General features: G+C 51.7%; 16 protein-coding genes. 4 read left to right on the top strand and 12 right to left on the bottom strand.

Annotated features, from left to right (window positions below):
• Nucleotides 1-2: 2 nt before the first annotated feature.
• The 7 genes from AAZR23_RS16140 to AAZR23_RS16110 are packed head-to-tail and all read right to left on the bottom strand — an operon-like array spanning nucleotide 3 to nucleotide 9,038.
• Entirely contained in the window at nucleotides 3-1,736 is a 1,734-nt protein-coding gene (locus tag AAZR23_RS16140) for an NADH-quinone oxidoreductase subunit C (protein ID WP_166708591.1), read from the bottom strand.
• A gap of 3 nt (nucleotides 1,737-1,739) precedes the next feature.
• Nucleotides 1,740-3,320: a hydrogenase 4 subunit F gene (locus tag AAZR23_RS16135; protein ID WP_046893085.1), complete on the bottom strand. Its 1,581-nt coding sequence runs from the start codon at nucleotides 3,318-3,320 to the stop codon at nucleotides 1,740-1,742.
• A 4-nt stretch (nucleotides 3,321-3,324) separates the two neighbouring features.
• Nucleotides 3,325-3,975, bottom strand: coding sequence for a hydrogenase 4 membrane subunit (hyfE, locus tag AAZR23_RS16130; RefSeq protein ID WP_004235001.1), 651 nt, complete (start codon nucleotides 3,973-3,975; stop codon nucleotides 3,325-3,327).
• Nucleotides 3,976-3,987: 12 nt separating this feature from the next.
• Nucleotides 3,988-5,430, bottom strand: a complete 1,443-nt coding sequence (locus tag AAZR23_RS16125; RefSeq protein ID WP_052926659.1) for a hydrogenase 4 subunit D — start codon at nucleotides 5,428-5,430, stop codon at nucleotides 3,988-3,990.
• 13 nt (nucleotides 5,431-5,443) lie between these two features.
• Nucleotides 5,444-6,394 (bottom strand): respiratory chain complex I subunit 1 family protein, encoded by a 951-nt coding sequence (locus tag AAZR23_RS16120; RefSeq protein WP_434693721.1) that lies wholly within the window; start codon nucleotides 6,392-6,394, stop codon nucleotides 5,444-5,446.
• An 11-nt stretch (nucleotides 6,395-6,405) separates the two neighbouring features.
• The gene (gene hyfB / locus AAZR23_RS16115) at nucleotides 6,406-8,421 is read right to left on the bottom strand and encodes a hydrogenase 4 subunit B (protein ID WP_434693718.1); all 2,016 of its coding nucleotides are present in this window, start codon (nucleotides 8,419-8,421) and stop codon (nucleotides 6,406-6,408) included.
• The gene (locus AAZR23_RS16110) at nucleotides 8,418-9,038 is read right to left on the bottom strand and encodes a 4Fe-4S dicluster domain-containing protein (protein WP_112550294.1); all 621 of its coding nucleotides are present in this window, start codon (nucleotides 9,036-9,038) and stop codon (nucleotides 8,418-8,420) included. The genes hyfB and AAZR23_RS16110 overlap by 4 nt, the downstream gene beginning before the upstream one ends.
• Before the next feature lie 249 nt (nucleotides 9,039-9,287).
• Between AAZR23_RS16110 and eptB the strand changes: the two genes are divergently transcribed.
• The gene (eptB, locus tag AAZR23_RS16105) at nucleotides 9,288-10,961 is read left to right on the top strand and encodes a kdo(2)-lipid A phosphoethanolamine 7''-transferase (protein ID WP_434693715.1); all 1,674 of its coding nucleotides are present in this window, start codon (nucleotides 9,288-9,290) and stop codon (nucleotides 10,959-10,961) included.
• Nucleotides 10,962-11,088: 127 nt separating this feature from the next.
• Here the strand turns inward: eptB and efp are convergent, their stop codons facing one another.
• Entirely contained in the window at nucleotides 11,089-11,655 is a 567-nt protein-coding gene (gene efp / locus AAZR23_RS16100) for an elongation factor P (RefSeq protein ID WP_004234989.1), read from the bottom strand.
• A gap of 40 nt (nucleotides 11,656-11,695) precedes the next feature.
• Between efp and epmB the strand changes: the two genes are divergently transcribed.
• The 3 genes from epmB (at nucleotide 11,696) to AAZR23_RS16085 (ending at nucleotide 14,059) form a co-directional block, all read left to right on the top strand.
• Nucleotides 11,696-12,724, top strand: coding sequence for an EF-P beta-lysylation protein EpmB (gene epmB, locus AAZR23_RS16095; protein WP_434693711.1), 1,029 nt, complete (start codon nucleotides 11,696-11,698; stop codon nucleotides 12,722-12,724).
• 99 nt (nucleotides 12,725-12,823) lie between these two features.
• Nucleotides 12,824-13,606, top strand: a complete 783-nt coding sequence (locus AAZR23_RS16090) for a class I SAM-dependent methyltransferase (protein WP_434693708.1) — start codon at nucleotides 12,824-12,826, stop codon at nucleotides 13,604-13,606.
• A gap of 225 nt (nucleotides 13,607-13,831) precedes the next feature.
• Nucleotides 13,832-14,059 carry a hypothetical protein gene (locus AAZR23_RS16085; RefSeq protein WP_434693705.1) on the top strand — a complete coding sequence of 76 codons (228 nt, stop codon included), beginning with the start codon at nucleotides 13,832-13,834 and terminating at the stop codon, nucleotides 14,057-14,059.
• A 15-nt stretch (nucleotides 14,060-14,074) separates the two neighbouring features.
• On the opposite strand, the gene AAZR23_RS16080 is transcribed toward AAZR23_RS16085, so the two are convergent.
• From AAZR23_RS16080 to AAZR23_RS16065, 4 genes are all read right to left on the bottom strand, one after another.
• Complete coding sequence (locus tag AAZR23_RS16080) at nucleotides 14,075-14,422, bottom strand: DUF4156 domain-containing protein (RefSeq protein ID WP_004234982.1); 348 nt, start codon at nucleotides 14,420-14,422, stop codon at nucleotides 14,075-14,077.
• A 225-nt stretch (nucleotides 14,423-14,647) separates the two neighbouring features.
• Nucleotides 14,648-14,944, bottom strand: a complete 297-nt coding sequence (locus AAZR23_RS16075) for a hypothetical protein (RefSeq protein ID WP_434693703.1) — start codon at nucleotides 14,942-14,944, stop codon at nucleotides 14,648-14,650.
• 227 nt (nucleotides 14,945-15,171) lie between these two features.
• Nucleotides 15,172-16,542: a class-II fumarase/aspartase family protein gene (locus AAZR23_RS16070; RefSeq protein ID WP_052926663.1), complete on the bottom strand. Its 1,371-nt coding sequence runs from the start codon at nucleotides 16,540-16,542 to the stop codon at nucleotides 15,172-15,174.
• A gap of 11 nt (nucleotides 16,543-16,553) precedes the next feature.
• Nucleotides 16,554-18,110 carry a PTS transporter subunit EIIC gene (locus AAZR23_RS16065; protein ID WP_434693700.1) on the bottom strand — a complete coding sequence of 519 codons (1,557 nt, stop codon included), beginning with the start codon at nucleotides 18,108-18,110 and terminating at the stop codon, nucleotides 16,554-16,556.
• Between the last annotated feature and the right edge of the window lie 28 nt (nucleotides 18,111-18,138).

Raw genomic sequence — 18,138 nt, 5'->3', positions numbered from 1 at the left:
GCTTATTTCAGCGGTGAATGTTTGCGATCGATGCTGTACTGCTCGATCTCTTTGTACGCCACAGTTTTCGCTTTGCGTTTTTTCACATCCACCAGCGTGACGCGGTCAGTACAGGAGTAGCACGGGTCAAGGCTGCCGATAATCAGCGGCGCATCAGAAACGGTATTGCCCTGTAACATATAGCGCAGCACCGGCCAGTTGGCGTAGGTGGCGGCACGGCAGCGCCAGCGGAACAGTTTCTGGTTATCCCCCAGCATGCTCCAGTGGATATCTTCCCCGCGCGGTGCCTCGGTGTAACCCAGGGCAAATTTGTGCGGCTGATAGGTAAAGCCTTCGGTCAGAATCGGCCCTTCCGGCATGTTATCCAGCGCGTATTCGATCATGGCGAGTGAATCCAGCACTTCTTTCACACGCACCATCACACGGGAGTAAACATCGCAGCCATCCATGGTAAATAATGTTTTCGGCAGGTTGCCGTAATCAGCAAACGGATGATCAAAACGAACGTCGCGTTTAAAGCCGCTGGCGCGGATCATCGGACCGACCGGGCTGTAATCACGTGCAATCTGCGGATCAAGACGACCGACGCCGACCGTACGCTGTTCCATATTTGGTGTGCTCAGCAGCATATCCACCAGTTGTGTGACATCCGCGCGCATCTCGCGGACCAGCTGAATGGTTTTCACCCGCTGCTCTTTGAGGAAATCACGGCGCACACCGCCGATCAGGTTGGTTCCGTAAGTTTTACGCGCACCGGTCAGCAGTTCGGCCATGGTCATGGATTTTTCACGCACACGGAAGAATTGCATAAAGCCGGTATCAAAACCGGTAAAGTGGCTGGCGAGCCCGATATTCAGCAGATGGCTGTGCAGACGCTCCACTTCCAGCAGTACACTGCGGATGGTATGCGCACGCTGCGGCACATAGATACCCAGCGCGTTTTCCACGGATGTGGTGTACGCCACGCTGTGGGTAAAGCCGCAGATACCGCACACGCGGTCAGACAGGAAAGTGACTTCGTTATACCCCATACGGGTTTCCGCCAGTTTTTCCATGCCACGGTGGACGTAGAACATGCGGTAGTCCGCATCGACAATCCGCTCCCCGTCAACGAACAGACGGAAGTGACCCGGTTCATCCGACGTGATGTGCAGCGGGCCGATTGGCACAACGCGCGCATCTTTTTTGCTGTCGTTGATAAACTCGTAAGTCTCGGTATCGGTGGTCGGTGCCGGGCGCTGACGGTAATCCATGGTGTCTTTGCGCAGCGGGTAGAGATCATCCGGCCAGTCATCCGGCAGCACCAGGCGGCGTTCGTCCGGCAGACCCACCGGACGCAGCCCGTACATATCACGGATCTCACGCTCGCCCCACACCGCCGCAGGCACGCGCGGTGTGACAGACGGGAATTCCTGGGTGATCGGGCTGACATACGCCTTCACGGTGACCCAGCATTTTTCACCCTCTTCCATAGAGAGTGCATAGTAAACCGCGAACTGTCCGTTCAGCGGACGCTCATCGTTACCCCACAGCACCGGCAGCCAGCCGCCGCAACCGTAGTACAGAAACTCCACCACCTCCGGCAGCATCTCTGTTTTGATGGTGATGGTCAGCTGATTGGCAGTCTGCCACTCTTCTTCCAGCACCGCATGGGGAAATTTCTCGCGGACCTGTGCCAGATAGCCCGCGCCTTTACGAACGCCCTGAAGGGTATCTGTATAATTCTGATAGCTCACGTTTTATTTCTCCTGCGATGATGTGGATGTTGTATCAACACCCCACGGCCAGCGGTAGTCCGGGGTGGTTAATTCTGTACCTGGTAATGCACTGTCCGTCAGGACAATAGTGGCGGCATTTTCGAGCAGACGGCTGACCGGCTGCGGAATGTGGGTGCCCATCACCAGCATCAGTACAATGAGGATGGCCATCGGCAATGTCGTCAGGATACCTGCCTCGCCGCGTGACACGCAGTCAGGCTGTGCGCCGAACAGGGTTTTCGATACCATTCTAACCAACCCGCCGAGGACGATAGTGAGCAGGATCAAAAGCAGCAGCGTCAGCCAGAAATGATCCGCCGCCAGACCCGCAACCACCGTCATAAACTCACTCAGGAACACGTTGAACGGCGGCATACCGCCGAGTGCCAGCGCGCCGCCCGCAAAGACAACTGCCGTAAACGGCATGGTGCGCAGCATTCCTTTGACCACCGTGATATCACGGGTGCCGTACTTCAGTAACACGTTACCGGAACCGCAGAACAGCAGGGTTTTCCCCAGGCTGTGGTTCAGCGTGTGCAGCAGTGCGGCCAGCACACCCAGCGGACCGCCGATACCCAGCGCCACCGCAATCAGTCCCATGTTTTCCACACTGGAGTAAGCCAGCAGGCGTTTCATATCACGCTGGATAAGGATGAAGAACGCAGCCACCGCGACAGAAAGCAGGCCGAAGACCAGCAGCAGTGTCTGTGTGAATTCCCCGCCGATAGCAGACGTGATAATGATGTAGTAACGGATGATAATCAGCAGTGCACAGTTCAGCAGAACCGCAGACAGCAGCGCGGAGACCGGGCTCGGCGCTTCACTGTGCGCATCCGGCAGCCAGGCGTGCATCGGGAACAGACCGGTTTTGGTTCCGAAACCAATCAGCACAAACACAAAGGCCAGGTGCATCAGGGTCGGATCCAGCAGTGCGGTATGTTTCAGCACTTCAGTCCAGAAGATAGCCAGTTCCGGATCCGGCATCACACTCGCCGCATTCGCATACACAAGAATAGTGCCGAACAGACCGAACGCCACACCGACACTACAGATAATGATGTATTTCCACGCCGCTTCGAGGGAAGAGCGCTGTCCGTAGATACCCACCAGGAACGCAGAGCTGAGCGTGGTGGCTTCTACCGCCGCCCACATCAGGATCAGGTTGTTACTGGTGATCACCAGCAGCATGGTGAACAGGAACAGATGGAAGAAGCCGTAGTAGTTGCAGAGTGTTGCCACACTGACTTCACCATCATCCACTTCGTGGTTCATATAGCCGATGGAGTACAGGCCGGTCAGGAAACCGACGATCCCGAGGATCGCCAGGAATAACCCGGCCAGGCTGTCCAGGTGGATCCAGCGGTCTGCCATCAGCAGATCACCTTCCTCACCGATGGTGTAAACCATCCACAGCGAGAAGACGAGCATCAGGGAGATACCGATGGTATGCACCAGCGTCACCACACCTTTTGCACCGCCGCCCGCCAGGCGGCAGGCAAATGCCAGCAGTGAAATCACCAGCGGCGTTGCCATTAATAACGTTAACAACATGGTTTGACTCATCTCATCACCCCTTCAGCGCGGTCAGTTGATCCACGTTCAGTGTGTTGAGCGTGCGATAGATTTTACGTGCCAGTACCGCCATGATAATCACAGCGAAAATGGCGTCCGTCGCGATACCGATTTCCACCAGCTCCGGCGCTTTATACGCCAGCAGAGCCAGTGTCAGGTGCGATCCGTTTTCCATCAGGCAGTAACCGAATGCCTGTTTGAGGATGTTGCGCTGTGTCACGATGCAGAGTAAACCCAGCATAAAGTGACCCAGAGAAACAGCCAGCGCCGGTTTCAGATCCGCCACCATCGGCAGTTTCACCGGTTCGACCACAAACCAGCACAGCACCACAATCACCGCCGCAGCCAGCATCAGCCAGGCCGGGCTTATCACGCCGCCGTTGGCGGTCGGATCAGACAGTTTGCGGAAGGCATAGCCCATAATCAGCGGCACCAGCACCACTTTGGTCGCGAAGGCGGTGATCGCCCACATGCCCAGTTGCGGTGCGTCCAGTGTCTGTGACAGCGTGGCAAAAATCGCCACAAGCACCAGAGACTGAAGTGCGTAGAACCAGCAGGACGCCACCGGGCGCTTCGCCCCGATAACCAGCAGCGAGGTGATCATCATCAGCCCCGCGAGATTGTTCACAATAATAGAACCAGTCATACTTTCTCTCCCTTAACCGAGCCAGATGACGGCGATAACACTTGAACAGAACGACATCACAATCAGCAGGCCGATAACCCACTGCATTGCTGCCGGAACCGGAGTTCCGTTTGCCACGTCTTCACTTGGTTCACCCGGCACGACTTTGCCGAACCAGTAGAGCAGCCAGGCAAAGCTGGCAACGGATTCGATCAGTACCAGCACCATGATTGGCGCAAAGATCCAGAACTGTTCAGATAACGCGAAACCTGCCGCGAAGATCGGGAATTTACTGAAGAAGCCGTTAAGCGGCGGTACCCCGGCAATCGCCAGCGCAGCCACACAGAAACCGACGCCCAGCAGCGGATAGCGTTTTGACAGACCGCGCAGACGCGGCAGCATACGGGTTCCGCAGCTGTAGCTGAGCGCACCGGCCACCAGGAAGAACAGACTCTTGGCAAACGCGTGGTTAAAGATGTACGCGATACCGCCGTCAAAGGCTTCTTTGGATCCGAAGATGGACAGAGACAGCGCGAGGAAGATATACGCCAGCTGAGTGATGGTTGACCAGGCCAGCAGACGTTTCATATCTTTCTGCGGCAGATACATCATAAAACCATACACCAGCGTGATAACGGCCATCACCACACCGACCCAGCCGATGATTTCCGGCACATGATCAGACGACATGATGCTGCGGGCAAAGATGTAAACCCCCACTTTCACCATGGACGCGGCGTGCAGATACGCACTCACCGGTGTCGGCGCTTCCATCGCATCCGGCAGCCAGGCCTGTAACGGCAGCTGGGCTGATTTACCCCATGCCGCAAACAGGATACCGCCGAAGACGATCAGGCTTTGTGCCTCATTCAGCTGGTTAATCGCGCTCAGGGCAAACGTGCCGGTGCTGATAAACAGCGTTGCCGCCGCCATAAACAGGCCGAGGGAACCGACGTGTGTGATCAGCAGCGCTTTCATCGCCGAACGCTGGGCTTTTTCTGTCTGGTAGTAACCAATCAGCGCCCATGAACAGCCGCCGGTGATTTCAAAGAACAGTAACTGACCCAGAATGGTGGATGACAGAACCACGCCCGCCATCGCACCGATAAAAATCAGCAGGAAGGCATAATAGCGGCGGGTCGGCCCGTGTGCGTGCTCGCGGTTACCTTCAGTCAGATAGCCGGTGGAGTACAGGCAAATCAGGAAACCGAGGAACACCACCGCAAACGCGATCAGGGTGCTGACACCGTCAACGGTAAAGCCGAACAGCGCGACATCACCGGCCTGAACCAGTTCCAGTGTGGCGGCAGTCTTACCGCCGTCGAGATACAGCCAGCCCAGTGCCGCCGTACCGAGAGAGGCCAGCAGCGCGACTAAGGTACTCAGCCACGGTGCCATGCGCGTCGGCAGGACACTGACCAGCAACGCCCCGGCAAACGGAATCAGCAGGGTCGCCAGTGCAATATTTTCTAACATGCTTTATCGCTCCTTACAGACCGGTGAGATAGAACACGAATCCGAGCGCAGCCACGCCGAATCCTAACCAGGTCACATGATGCGTCAGCAGAAAACGACCACGGGCCAGACTGTTTTCGACCAGCGATGCCAGAACGAAAATCACCAGCAGTTTTACCAGCATCAGTACCAGAGCCAGCAGCAGACTGCCGGCGGTCAGAACGGATGCACTGCCGAACGGGAAGAAAATCGAGAGAAACAGCACGGCCACAACCACCTGTTTCAGACCGATCCCCCATTTCACCAGCGCCAGACCGGAACCGGAGTACTCAGTCAGCGGTCCTTCCTGCAGTTCCTGCTCGGCTTCCGCGACGTCGAACGGGATTTTGCCCATTTCGATAAAGGTCGCGAAACCACAGGCCAGCATCGCCAGGAGCGTTGCGGTCGGTGATACCCAGCCCTGACTCATCACGGCACTGATATTGCCGATATTGGTCGAACCGGCAATCAGCGCAACCACCAGCAGGCCGAGGAACAGAATCGGCTCCACCAGTACACCGAGGGTCAGCTCACGGCTGGCACCGATACCGGCAAACGGGCTGCCGGTGTCCAGACCGGACAGGGAGAAGAAAAAGCGGAACAGCGCGAAAATATATAAAATGATGATGAGGTCGCCTGCCCCGCTGAACAGTGACGTTGTGGTCACAACCGGCAACGCCATCGCCAGCAGCAGCATGCTGCCGAGCAGCACATACGGCATCACCCGGAAAATAAATCCGGAATCACGCGGTGCCACAGACTGGCGTTTCAGTAATTTGATGATGTCACGGTAATCCTGCATAATGCCCGGCCCCTGACGGGAGTGCATTTTTGCGCGGATCTGACGGGAGATGCCGGTAAACAGCGGCGTCAGCAGCAGCAGGAAAATCGCCTGAACTACTGCGAAGAGCCCCGTCATCAATGTAGGTGTATCCTGAATCGACATGGTTTCTCTCCTTACGCCGCAATCACAACAAGCAGAACAACCAGCGCGGCCACGACATACAGACAGTAAAGTCTGAAATCCCCGCCCTGAAGGCACTGAATGCGTTTGGCGAAACGGTTAATACCGCGCACCAGCGGATAAATTATGCGTTCATCCCAGAATGGCTCGACTTTTCCGGCCCCGGCTTTGGTCACGTCTAAGGCGTGAGCCAGACGGGCTGACGGATCAAGCTGTTTGCGCATGCGGTACAGCGGTGCAAACATTGAGCGCAGCGGCTGGGTAAAGCCTCCGGCAGACACTGACATATCGCGTTCCCAGGCATAACCACATGCCCAGGCGTCGCCTTTGCGGCGGAAGCCCATCTGTTTGCCTTTGAAGACCAGATAGATGATGAACGGGATCAGCGGCAGCGCCAGCAGTAACAGGAATGTCATCGCCGGAGAAATCATGGCCTGAGCGGCAGAATCCGGCACCAGCATCGCGCCCTGCACAACAGTCACATCCGTCGCTGCCGTCAGTGACATCGCCACTTTCGCCAGCACCGGTGCGATCACACTCGCGCCCACGCCCAGCAGCACACACACCACCGCCAGAATCAGCATTGCGGCGGTCATTGTCCACGGCACTTCGCGGGCATGGGTGGCCTCTTCACTGCGCGCACCGCCGCAGAAGCTGACACCGTATACTTTCACGAAACACATCGCTGCCAGTGCACCGGTGATCGCCAGCATCACGATGGCGATAGGACCACTGATTTTCATGATGAATGTGCCGTCATGACTCATTGAGAACAGTGACTGATAGGTGTACCACTCACTGACAAAGCCGTTGAGCGGCGGTAACGCGGAGATCGCCATACAACCGATTAAGAACGCGGTTGCGGTCAGCGGCATCAGTTTGGCGAGGCCGCCCATTTTTTCCATATCACGGGTATGAATACGGTAAATCACCGCACCGGCACCGAGGAACAGCAGGCCTTTAAACACCGCGTGGTTGAGCAGGTGGTAAATCGCACCGAGCAGGCCAATTGTTGCCAGCACCGGCATATCATTCGCCATACCGACCATTGCCACGCCAACCCCCATCAGGATAATCCCGATGTTTTCCACGGTGTGCCATGCCAGCAGACGTTTGATATCGTGCTCCGCCAGCGCATACATAACACCGAGAACGGAAGAGACCGCGCCGAAGCCCAGTACCACGATACCCCACCAGCCCTGGGTTGCACCCAGCAGGTCGATACCGACTTTGATGATCCCGAAAATACCGATTTTCACCATCACACCGGACATCAGTGCAGAGGCATGAGACGGTGCGGCCGGGTGAGCCTGCGGCAGCCAGCTGTGCAGCGGTAACATCCCCGCTTTGGCGCCGAAGCCGAAAAAGCCCAGCAGAAAGACCACAGAGGCCATCGCCGGAGATAGTGAGAGCTGACGGAAGGAATCGAAATCCAGACTGCCGCTTTCGCGCCACATCAGGAAGAATGCGATCATAATCAGCACAGAACCGGCGTGGGCAATAAAGAAGTAAAGCAGACCGGCACGAATGGACTTGTCATCCTGATCCGCAATGACCAGGAACCAGGAGGCCAGCGACATCATTTCAAACAGAATGATGAACCAGAAAGCGTTATCCATGACGACCAGAGCAACCATGGAGGCGATAAACAGGTTCAGGAAGAACCCCATGCTCCACGCGCCGCGGCCCAGATATTCCTGTACATAGTTCAGGGAATAGAGCGCGCTGACCGTGACCAGCAGTGAAATCACCATCACCATAAAGGCAGCGAGGCTGTCGAGGCGGACAACAAAATGGGCGAACGGGAAAGGCCCCTGTGCGAAATACGTCAGTGTTTCGCCGCTCATCAGCACCGGAACAGCACTGAATAAACCGAGTATCCCTCCGGCAATCGCCGTGATACCGGCAACATACACCGCCATTTTCTCCTGCCGTTTAAACAGCAGCGAAATAAAACCACCGGCGGTATACAGAGCAACAGACCATAAAAGTAATTCAAGAGATGTCATTTGCGGCTCTCCTGTCCTGAGACGAAGATGTCGAACTCCGGCGGCATCGCATCAACAGATGCGGTACGGCGTTTCGCACTTTCGTTTTCCAGCTTATTCTCTTCAACGAGATGGAGGGCATCGGTCGGGCACACTTTTACACACGCCGGGCCGTCTTCACTGAAATCACACAAATCGCATTTCACGGCGATATTACGGATACCGGCATTCCATGCCAGGAACGGATTCATGGTCGGCAGGCTGTCCGGCACATCCAGCAGCATCTCCTGCGGCACATACTGCTCAAAGAAGTCCGGCATATCGACAGGTTTACTGCCTGACGGGGTGATAGCCCCGAACGGACAGACCAGACCGCACAATTTACAGCCGATGCACAGACTTTCATTCAGCACGATCATGTCATTTTCGTGTGTAATGGCATTCACCGGACACACACGGGCACACGGAGCATCATCACACTGACGACAAAGCATCGGCGCGGTCAGTTCCCCGATTTTCACCACATTCAATCTCGGATGTGTTTGTAATCCCTGCTGTTTATGCGTCTCAGAACAGGCCGCCATACAGGTATTACATCCGATACAAAGATGCGGGTCGGCAATAACAAAGCGATTCATTCGCCCCACCCTCCAGAAAAATCAGACGAGTCATATAGTTTGATACCCTTGTTAAGCATTTTTCGTGCCATATACAAAAGCGTTTGTTTATCAATGTATTGACATGATTTTCAGGCGGAGGTAACTGTCGGTTCGACACTAATGACGACAAAAATGTCATGGTGTCATCAGGTAAAATGAATATGATTAATGAATAAATATTGAACCAAGTAACCGATAACTTCTCTAACTCCCTTTAGCGATGAAGTGATGTACCCGATGCCTATACGTCAGTTATTGAATACACTAAGAAATGAATTTGTTGTTTCTGCCATTCTTGCCCTGTTTCTGGGCTTTTTTCTGAACTACACCGTCTATTTTTCCCGCGCTCAGAATCAGTTATTACTGAGCGGCGACTATGGTTCCGTTTATCTGATTGCCGAAATTTTCGCCAATATTTTGTTCAGCTTTTTCTTATTCAGACTGATTGCTCAGACCGGGCTGCTGAGTTTTAAAATTCTCAGCAGTCTTATTATTCTGGTCAGTATCGCAGTCAGTTACTATGTGATGTTTTATGATGTGATTATCGGTTACGGTATCTTAGTCTCCACCCTGGCAACTGACAGTGTCGAACTGTCGCAGGAAGCTGTCGGCGAACATTTTTATCTCTGGTTCTCTCTGCTTTCTGTTCCTTCGCTGCTCCTTATCTGGTCCGCCAAAAAAACAAAAATACAAACGGCATCACGGCGCCGGATGCTGTCCCTGTTTACCTTTATCGTTATTCCGGTGTTGATTTTCGGTTATTTAAAACTGGCTGATGCCAATCAGAAAAAAATTGAGCTGAACGGCATGATTGATGTGTCCAGTTACGGCGGTGAACTGAGCTACTCTTATTTACCGACCAACTGGATTGTGCCGCTGGTACAATATGCCGTAGTCAAATATGACGACACCTTTAATGAAATTGATTTATTCGATCCGGCCAAAGAATTTACCTATACCCCGGCCCCGCAGAATGACGACGTATATGTGGTCTTCGTGATCGGGGAAACCGCGCGCTGGGATCATATGCAATTACTCGGTTATGAGCGTGAAACAACCCCGTTATTATCCGCAGATAAAAATGTCATCGCCTTTAAAGGCCAATCCTGTGATACCTCCACCAAATTATCGCTGCGCTGTATGTTTGTGCGTGAAGGTGGTGTCAAAGATAACGAACAGCGGACTGTCACTGAAAATAATGTCTTCTCGGTAATGAAACAGAACGGGTTTTATTCCGAACTGTTTTCCATGCAAAGTGAAGTCTGGTTCTATAACCGGCTCGACCTGGATAACTATCTGATCCGTGAAATGATCACCGCACAAAACAGAACACCGGGCAAAGCTATCCGTGATGAATTACTGATGGATGAGGTTGATGATGTGCTGGCCCGCAAAAAACAGGGACAAAACCTGATTATTTTGCATACCAAAGGCTCGCACCATCTTTATTCCAAACGCTATCCGCCTGAGTTCCGCAAATATATGCCGGAATGTACCGATGCGGGCGCCAAATGCAGTGTGCAGGAAGAAATTAACGCCTACGATAATTCAATCTTATATACGGATCATCTGCTGAATGAACTGACGGAGAAATTAAAAGGCAAAAACGCCATTGTCTTTTATACCTCCGACCACGGTGAATCCCTGGGTGAAAGAGACGGAATGCGGCTGCACGGCACACCACGGAATATTGCCCCGCCGGAGCAGTTCCGCGTACCATTTATTGTCTGGATGTCAGATACCTACATCAAAAATAATCAGAGCCTGTTTGATAATCTGAAAGAAAACAGCCGGACACGGACGTTTTTCCATCATGAATTATTTGACAGTATTCTCGGTTGTTCCGGTGTGACATCACCGGACGGCGGGATCAATAATAAAAATAATCTCTGTTATCGGTGATACAGTAACCTCGTCCGCCAGCCCGGAACCGGCCTTACCGACACTCCGGGTTGCCGGGGTAACGATGACTGAATAACAAAAAAACCGCCGCTGAATCAGCGGCGGTTTTGTAATTCATCACGTAATCTTATTTCACGCGGGAAACGTATTCACCTGAACGGGTGTCAACTTTGATTACTTCACCAATCTGTACGAACAGAGGTACTTTAACCACAGCACCGGTGCTCAGAGTCGCTGGTTTACCGCCGGTACCGGCTGTATCACCTTTCAGGCCCGGATCAGTTTCCGTGATTTCCAGCTCAACAAAGTTCGGCGGGGTAACCGCGATAGGACGACCGTCCCACAGGGTAACGATACATTCAGCCTGGTCGATCAGCCATTTGGCATTATCACCGATAGCTTTCTCATCCGCAGCCAGCTGCTCGAACGTTTCGTTGTTCATGAAATGCCAGAACTCACCATCGTTGTACAGGTAAGTCAGGTTCAGATCCATGACATCAGCGCCTTCCGCAGAGTCTGTTGATTTGAAGGTTTTCTCCAGCAGTTTGTTGGAGATCAGCTTACGCAGACGCACACGGGCGAATGCCTGACCTTTACCCGGTTTAACAAACTCACTTTCAACAACCACGCAAGGTTCGCCGTCTAACATAATTTTAAGACCTTGGCGAAATTCGTTGGTACTATAAGTAGCCATGGAAATCCTCTAATTTTAAATAAATGGCACAGCCAAAAAAATGGTCGATATTGTAACCCAAAAACCGCTCGCCAGAGAAGTCTGGCTGCATCAACTCACCGATTCTGTCACTAACCCAACAGAACTGCTTGAAATATTAGGTCTGGAACAGGACGAAAACTGGCGTGCCGGTACTGATGCCCGCCGGTTGTTTGCACTGCGCGTCCCCCGTCCTTTTATCGCCAAAATGGAAAAAGGCAATCCGCGCGATCCGTTATTACTTCAGACCATGACGCACAGGGCTGAATTTGACCTGACACCCGGGTTCTCTGACGATCCGCTGGATGAACAACACAGTGTTGTTCCGGGACTACTGCATAAATATCACAACCGGGCATTGCTGTTAGTGAAAGGCGGGTGCGCGGTCAACTGCCGCTACTGTTTCCGCCGTCACTTCCCGTATGAGGACAATAAAGGCACCAGACATAACTGGCAGCAGGCGCTCGATTATATCGCTAACCATCCTGAACTCAATGAAATCATTTTCTCCGGCGGTGATCCGCTGATGGCAAAAGACCATGAGCTGGACTGGCTGCTGACGCAACTGGAAGCCATTCCCCATATTCAGCGGCTGCGTATCCACAGTCGTCTGCCGGTTGTGATCCCTGAGCGCATCACGCCGGAACTGACCGCACGTTTCCGCGATTCACGATTACAGATAATTTTAGTCACACATATCAATCACGCGAATGAAATCGACGATGTATTGAAAGAAAAAATGAATCAATTGCGTGAAAGCCGCGTCACCCTGCTCAATCAGAGTGTCCTGCTGCGTGATGTGAATGATAATGCAGAGGTGCTGGCACAGCTCAGTAATGCGCTGTTTGACGCCGGTATTCTGCCTTATTACCTGCATGTGCTGGATAAAGTACAGGGTGCGGGACATTTTCTGATCAGTGATGATGAAGCCCGCCGTATTATGCATGATCTGCTGCCGCGTATTTCCGGATATCTGGTACCGCGTCTGACCCGTGAAATCGGCGGTGAACCGAGTAAAACACCGATCGATCTCCGTCTGCGTCAGAGCTGAGTATTACCACGTAAACATGGTCATCTGAAGAAATAGTATTTTACAGGTACCTTCAGACAGGTTAAATTACGCTCATTATGTATTATGGAGTACAAAATTATGACGGATTTTTTAACCTCAAACCAGGCCGCGTGGGATAAACAGGCGGAACAACAACAGGCGTGGTCAACACCGGTCAGTGCGGAACTGATTGCTGCCGCCAAACAAGGGGAATGGGATGTGCATCTCACCCCGCTGCCGCTGCCGAAAGCCTGGCTGGGGGATGTGGCAGGAAAACGTATCCTCTGTCTGGCCTCTGCCGGTGGCCAGCAGGCACCTGTACTGGCTGCCGCCGGTGCTGATGTGACAGTGTTTGATTTTTCAGATAAACAGCTTGAGCACGATCGTCAGGTCGCTCAGCGTGACGGGCTGACACTGCGGGCAGTACAGGGGGATATGCGGGATCTCAGCGCATTTGCGGACGGTTCATTTGATTGTGTGTTTCATCCGATTTCCAATCTGTATATCCCGGATGTGAATCCGGTATGGCGGGAATGCCACCGCGTACTGAAAACGGGCGGCACACTGCTGGCCAGCTTTTTTAACTCTGTGGTATTTGTCGGCGATCGCGATGCGAAATACCGTGAACAAGGTATTATTAAACCAGCGTATAAAATGCCGTTTTCTGAACTGACAGCCTTAACACCAGAGCAACTGGCAGAGAAGCAGGCGCGTCAGGAAGCTTTTGTGTTTGGCCATTCCCTGACCGATTTGATCGGCGGGCAGCTGAAAGCCGGTTTTCATCTGACGGATTTTTATGAGGACTGGCAACCGAACCCGCGTTTTGTTATCGATAATTATCTGCCGACATTTATTGCCACTGCGGCTGTGAAGATTGGCTGAGATTCCGGTGCCGGAAACTGTGATTACGGTGCCGCGCTGATAACCGGTAAAAGCAGAAAGTCGCTGTGAATATGTCCCTGTTATACGCTAAATCATTTCGTTCAGAGCAAGGCGGCAAGTGAAGGGGCCCGGGGAACATACACCAGTATGTGACCCGGGACACTGAGTGCGGCCAACGCAGCTATGGACGAAAGGATGACGCGTATACGCTCAGGCGCGTCATCCATGGCCCGCATGCTTTCTGTTCTTTTTACCTGTTACCTGTGCTTTCTGCATCTGAATAAAAAAACCACCATTTATATCGACGGTGGTTTTTTTGTATCTGATTCAGACAATTTCGCTAAATCATTCAATCTGCAGCAAGGCGGCAAAGTGAGGACATCCGGGGAGCATACACCAGTATGTGACCCGCGTGGCCGAACGAAGCCAACACCGCTGCTGGTTGAAGGATGACGCGAATTCGTTAAATTACGGGCACTTAAAAACCTGACCAGTAAGCTTGCTATCCACCGGGATCAGGCTGGACACAATCGCTGACTCAGCCGGGCTGCCGAGACCATAAATCACGTTACCGCCCATTGCCGCTGCCTTGTTACGCAGGTCATTTGCCGCACCGCGCATGGAGCTGCTTTCGTTACCGACGCCGGTCATCCAGTTACTCTGTACGCCGGTGACTTCACCTAATTTCTGACATTCTGCCGGTGGCTGCTCTTCGGAAAAGCGGACCTGTGATCCGGCGGAGCTCAGTTCGTTCGTGGTCGTACAGCCTGCCAGTAATAACAGTGCCAGAGCACCGGGTAACATTTTAATCCGCATAGTTTTCCTCATTCACGGTTGGAAAAAATTTATACAGCTAATTTAACCACTTTGTGGCAGCGACTTCAAAAACTAATCGCTGAAAACCACCTGCTGATCGCAATCAGCCGCAAATAATGCATAAAAAAACCGGTGCCTGAGTTTCCCCAGTGCACCGGTTTGTTATTGCCACAGGGTAATAACCCGATTCTGATATAAGTACAGAGCATTACCTTTCAGTGGTTTTTATTTACTCTTACCACATGTTTTAGATACATTTGCCGGTTCAAGATCGGTACCTGCATTTAACTCAAGAACTGCATCTTCAGAAGATTGATTATGTTTGCGACAAAAAGGTACGATGTACCAACATTCATCAGTACTACCGGATTTCTGAACATGAGCCCCGACTTCTGCATCAGATGAACACCCTTTCACAGAACACTTATCAGCCGTCTGTTTACTAAATTCTTCCCAATGCTTAATCCAGCTATCGCATTTGCATTTATGATCACTTGTCCCATTGATATTTGTAACTTTCATTTCACTTTCCTTGTAACGGATTAAAAATCCGGTGGTTAAGAATGGCAAAGCCTATCTTTGCCAACCGAACACAATAAAAGAGAAAAAAATTAGATCAAACAAATAATCAATAAATACAATAAATTACGACAATTTCATTATCAAAACAGAAATCAGTTACATAAAAAAACCGGCACCTGAGTTTCCTCAGAGTGCCGGTTTATTTTTTCCTGTGTCAGCCCGGTAATTTACTGATAATCTTTTTTGATTTCCTGAGCGGCGTCTGAGCCCCGTTTCGCTTCTTTTTCGGCGATTTCAACGGACAAACCAATATATGCACGCGGATCTAACATCGCTTTGATCTCTTCATTGCTGAAGGCGGCGGTAATGGTGTCGTTTTTCGTCAGATTTGTGTAGAAATCCTCACCATCCGCGGCGGTTTTGATCGCTTCCTCATACAGTAATGAATGCGCCTTATCTTTACCCAGCTTTTCCGCCATTTTCATCATCACGTATTCGGTGTTATCCAGCCCTTTGTTTCTCATGACATTATGCAGCATTCTCTCTTCATGAGGCACAATCGTTCTGGTGAGTTCTTCTGTTCTCAGCAGCACTTCGGTGGTCAGTTCGAGTGCTTCTTCAATCAGCCCGTCGAATAACATATAAGAGCTGCTGTCGCCCTCATACGGCCTGACGGCGGAGTACATACCGACCCCCGGCAGTGAATACAATTTCTGGGAGTTCGCGATAATCCCCTTGGCCAGTTTCGGGTTAATTTTGTGCGGCATCGTGCTGCTGCCCACCGTACCTTTGGTAAAGCCTTCTGAGACTTCCGCGATTTCTTCCAGCGTGGTGCTGTAAACTTCCTCACCGATTTTATGGCAAATATTCGCCATCAGCGCCAGGTTCGCCATGTACTCCAGTTTATGTGTGCTCAGGTTGCGGGACGGCACTTCCATCGCATGCATGCCGGTCAGTTCAGCAACCCGCTTCTGGACTTCCAGACCTATACCCGGCATGGTGTTAAATGCCCCGACAGCACCGCCCATCATGATAGTGAATACACGCTTTTCGCACTCCCGCATGCGCTGGCTGCAATCAATAAAATCGCTGATCCACACCGCCACTTTGTAACCATAAGTGATAGGAATTGCGTGGCGGCCATGTGTCCTGCCCGGCATCACCATGTGTTTGGTTTTTTCTGCGAGCACCGATAAATTTCCGAGGATCTCACTTAACAGCAGCATAAATTTATTATGCACTGTCTTCATCATATACAGCTGCGAACTCTGCTGAATATTCTGGGTGGTAATACCGTAATGGATATATTTACCACTCTCTTCAGAACAGGCGTTCACTAATACTTTTAAGAACGGTACAAAGCCATGACCGATTTTCTGATAAATACGGCTCATCTCTTCGAAATCGATATTCTCAATAACCGCCTTTTCTTTAATTTCATCGGCAGCAGACCGGGGGATAAACCCCAGTTCTGCCTGTGCCTGAGCTAACACTGATTCAAACATCAGCCAGGTAGTGTATTTGGCCTCATCTGACAGCAGCGCTTTTATGCCGCGATCATCGATGGTTTTACTTTTAGAATCATATAAAGCTCTCATCATATATCCTTTTATTTCTTCATTGCTTCATCAACAGCATTGCGGACAAATTCAACCTTCGGTCCGTAAACAACGTGGACGTGGTTTGCCGATGGAAAGAAGAATGCAGTACATCCTGATTCCGACATTAACTCTTTATCAATCTTATTCACTTCTGCGATATCAATACGCATACGGGTAATACAGTTATCGACGTTACGGATATTTTGTTTTCCGCCTAAAGCCTCGATAAGAATTTCAGCGATTTCACCATAACGTTTTTCTTTAATTAACGTGTTTTTCAGGTTGCTGGATTCTTCACGGCCCGGGGTTTTAATATCAAACCGCAGAATTGCCCAGCGGAAGATAAAGAACGTCACCACAGCCAGACCGGCACCGATAAGCACCAGGAATATCCAGTTAGTACGCTCATACAGCAAACCAAAGATAGTAAAATCGAATATCGTTCCGCGGATATAACCGATGGCAACACCGGCGAATGACAGTAATACTGCGCCGATACCGACGATAATCGCATAAATTAAATACAGCAGCGGTGCGATAAACACGAAGGTAAATTCGAGCGGTTCCGTGACGTTACCAAGCATGGCAGTCAGTACCATTGTCACCAGCATCGACTTCACTTCCGCACGGTTCTCTGCCTTCGATGTTTTATAGATAGCTAACGCGATGGCCGGGAACAGGAACAGCGTCACCAGCATTTGCTGCTGCGCCATAAAGCGCGTCAGGCTCGGCATCATCGCCCAGTATTCTGTGCCCGGTCCCTGTTTGAACAATACTTCTGTTAAGGCAGGAACGACGCCGACAAAGGTTTGTCCGTCAATTACATACGTACCACCGGCTTCGGTAAACCTGAACAGTACGTTCCAGACGTGGTGCAGACCGAACGGAATAAACAGACGCTCACCACCCGCCGTAAAGAACGGGCCGACCGGGCTCAGGAAAACAGAAGACAGCTTCATCAGCCCCTGAACCAGTACTTCCCAGATAAACGGCAGTGTCGCACCCACAGCGATCATCAGACCGACCATGATGATAGAAACGGATTTTTTACCGGAGAAAAACGCAAAGGCTGTCGGCAACTCAAGGTTATAGAACTTATCCGTTGCCCAGGCGGCAATTAAACCGGTGATGATCCCCCCTGCTGCGCTGATATTTAAGGTTTGGATACCCAACACCTTAATTTGTCCCGCCTGTCCCATCACTGCTGCATCTGCCAGTTTGCCTGTCAGTACCAGCCAGATATTCATGGTGATAATCAGTGACAGGTAACCCACCACAGAGGCAAAGACAGCGATCCCTTTATCACGCAGGCTCATCCCGTAGGCAACCCCCATGGCAAAAAGCAGCGGGATGTTGTCAAAAATAACACCGGCAATAGAACGGATACTGACAAGCAGTGCGTTAACCGTTTCATTTCCGAGGAAAGGGAAGCGGGCAATCATGTAGGTCTGAACCAACGCTCCGCTGATACCCAGAATCATACCTATCGGAGCCAGAACCCCGATGGGCAGGAGCAGTGTCCGGCCAAAGCGCTGGATTGACTCTCCGAATTTTCTTTTAGCCATATTTTTTTCCCTGCAACCAAGAATATTG

It is taken from the genome of Morganella sp. Je.2.23 (genome assembly GCF_051129855.1).
Classification (GTDB): domain Bacteria; phylum Pseudomonadota; class Gammaproteobacteria; order Enterobacterales; family Enterobacteriaceae; genus Morganella; species Morganella sibonii.
The sequence above is the reverse complement of the archived record's forward strand: the minus strand, read 5'-3'. Positions and strand labels throughout refer to the sequence as shown.

Bases quoted from the DNA above. Each gene is read 5' to 3' on its own strand.
- AAZR23_RS16135 (WP_046893085.1), bottom strand. From the start codon at position 3,320: ATGAGTCAAACCATGTTGTTAACGTTATTAATGGCAACGCCGCTGGTG.
- hyfE (WP_004235001.1), bottom strand. From the start codon at position 3,975: ATGACTGGTTCTATTATTGTGAACAATCTCGCGGGGCTGATGATGATC.
- AAZR23_RS16125 (WP_052926659.1), bottom strand. From the start codon at position 5,430: ATGTTAGAAAATATTGCACTGGCGACCCTGCTGATTCCGTTTGCCGGG.
- AAZR23_RS16120 (WP_434693721.1), bottom strand. From the start codon at position 6,394: ATGTCGATTCAGGATACACCTACATTGATGACGGGGCTCTTCGCAGTA.
- hyfB (WP_434693718.1), bottom strand. From the start codon at position 8,421: ATGACATCTCTTGAATTACTTTTATGGTCTGTTGCTCTGTATACCGCC.
- AAZR23_RS16110 (WP_112550294.1), bottom strand. From the start codon at position 9,038: ATGAATCGCTTTGTTATTGCCGACCCGCATCTTTGTATCGGATGTAAT.
- eptB (WP_434693715.1), top strand. From the start codon at position 9,288: ATGTACCCGATGCCTATACGTCAGTTATTGAATACACTAAGAAATGAA.
- efp (WP_004234989.1), bottom strand. From the start codon at position 11,655: ATGGCTACTTATAGTACCAACGAATTTCGCCAAGGTCTTAAAATTATG.
- epmB (WP_434693711.1), top strand. From the start codon at position 11,696: ATGGTCGATATTGTAACCCAAAAACCGCTCGCCAGAGAAGTCTGGCTG.
- AAZR23_RS16090 (WP_434693708.1), top strand. From the start codon at position 12,824: ATGACGGATTTTTTAACCTCAAACCAGGCCGCGTGGGATAAACAGGCG.
- AAZR23_RS16085 (WP_434693705.1), top strand. From the start codon at position 13,832: ATGGCCCGCATGCTTTCTGTTCTTTTTACCTGTTACCTGTGCTTTCTG.
- AAZR23_RS16080 (WP_004234982.1), bottom strand. From the start codon at position 14,422: ATGCGGATTAAAATGTTACCCGGTGCTCTGGCACTGTTATTACTGGCA.
- AAZR23_RS16075 (WP_434693703.1), bottom strand. From the start codon at position 14,944: ATGAAAGTTACAAATATCAATGGGACAAGTGATCATAAATGCAAATGC.
- AAZR23_RS16070 (WP_052926663.1), bottom strand. From the start codon at position 16,542: ATGAGAGCTTTATATGATTCTAAAAGTAAAACCATCGATGATCGCGGC.
- AAZR23_RS16065 (WP_434693700.1), bottom strand. From the start codon at position 18,110: ATGGCTAAAAGAAAATTCGGAGAGTCAATCCAGCGCTTTGGCCGGACA.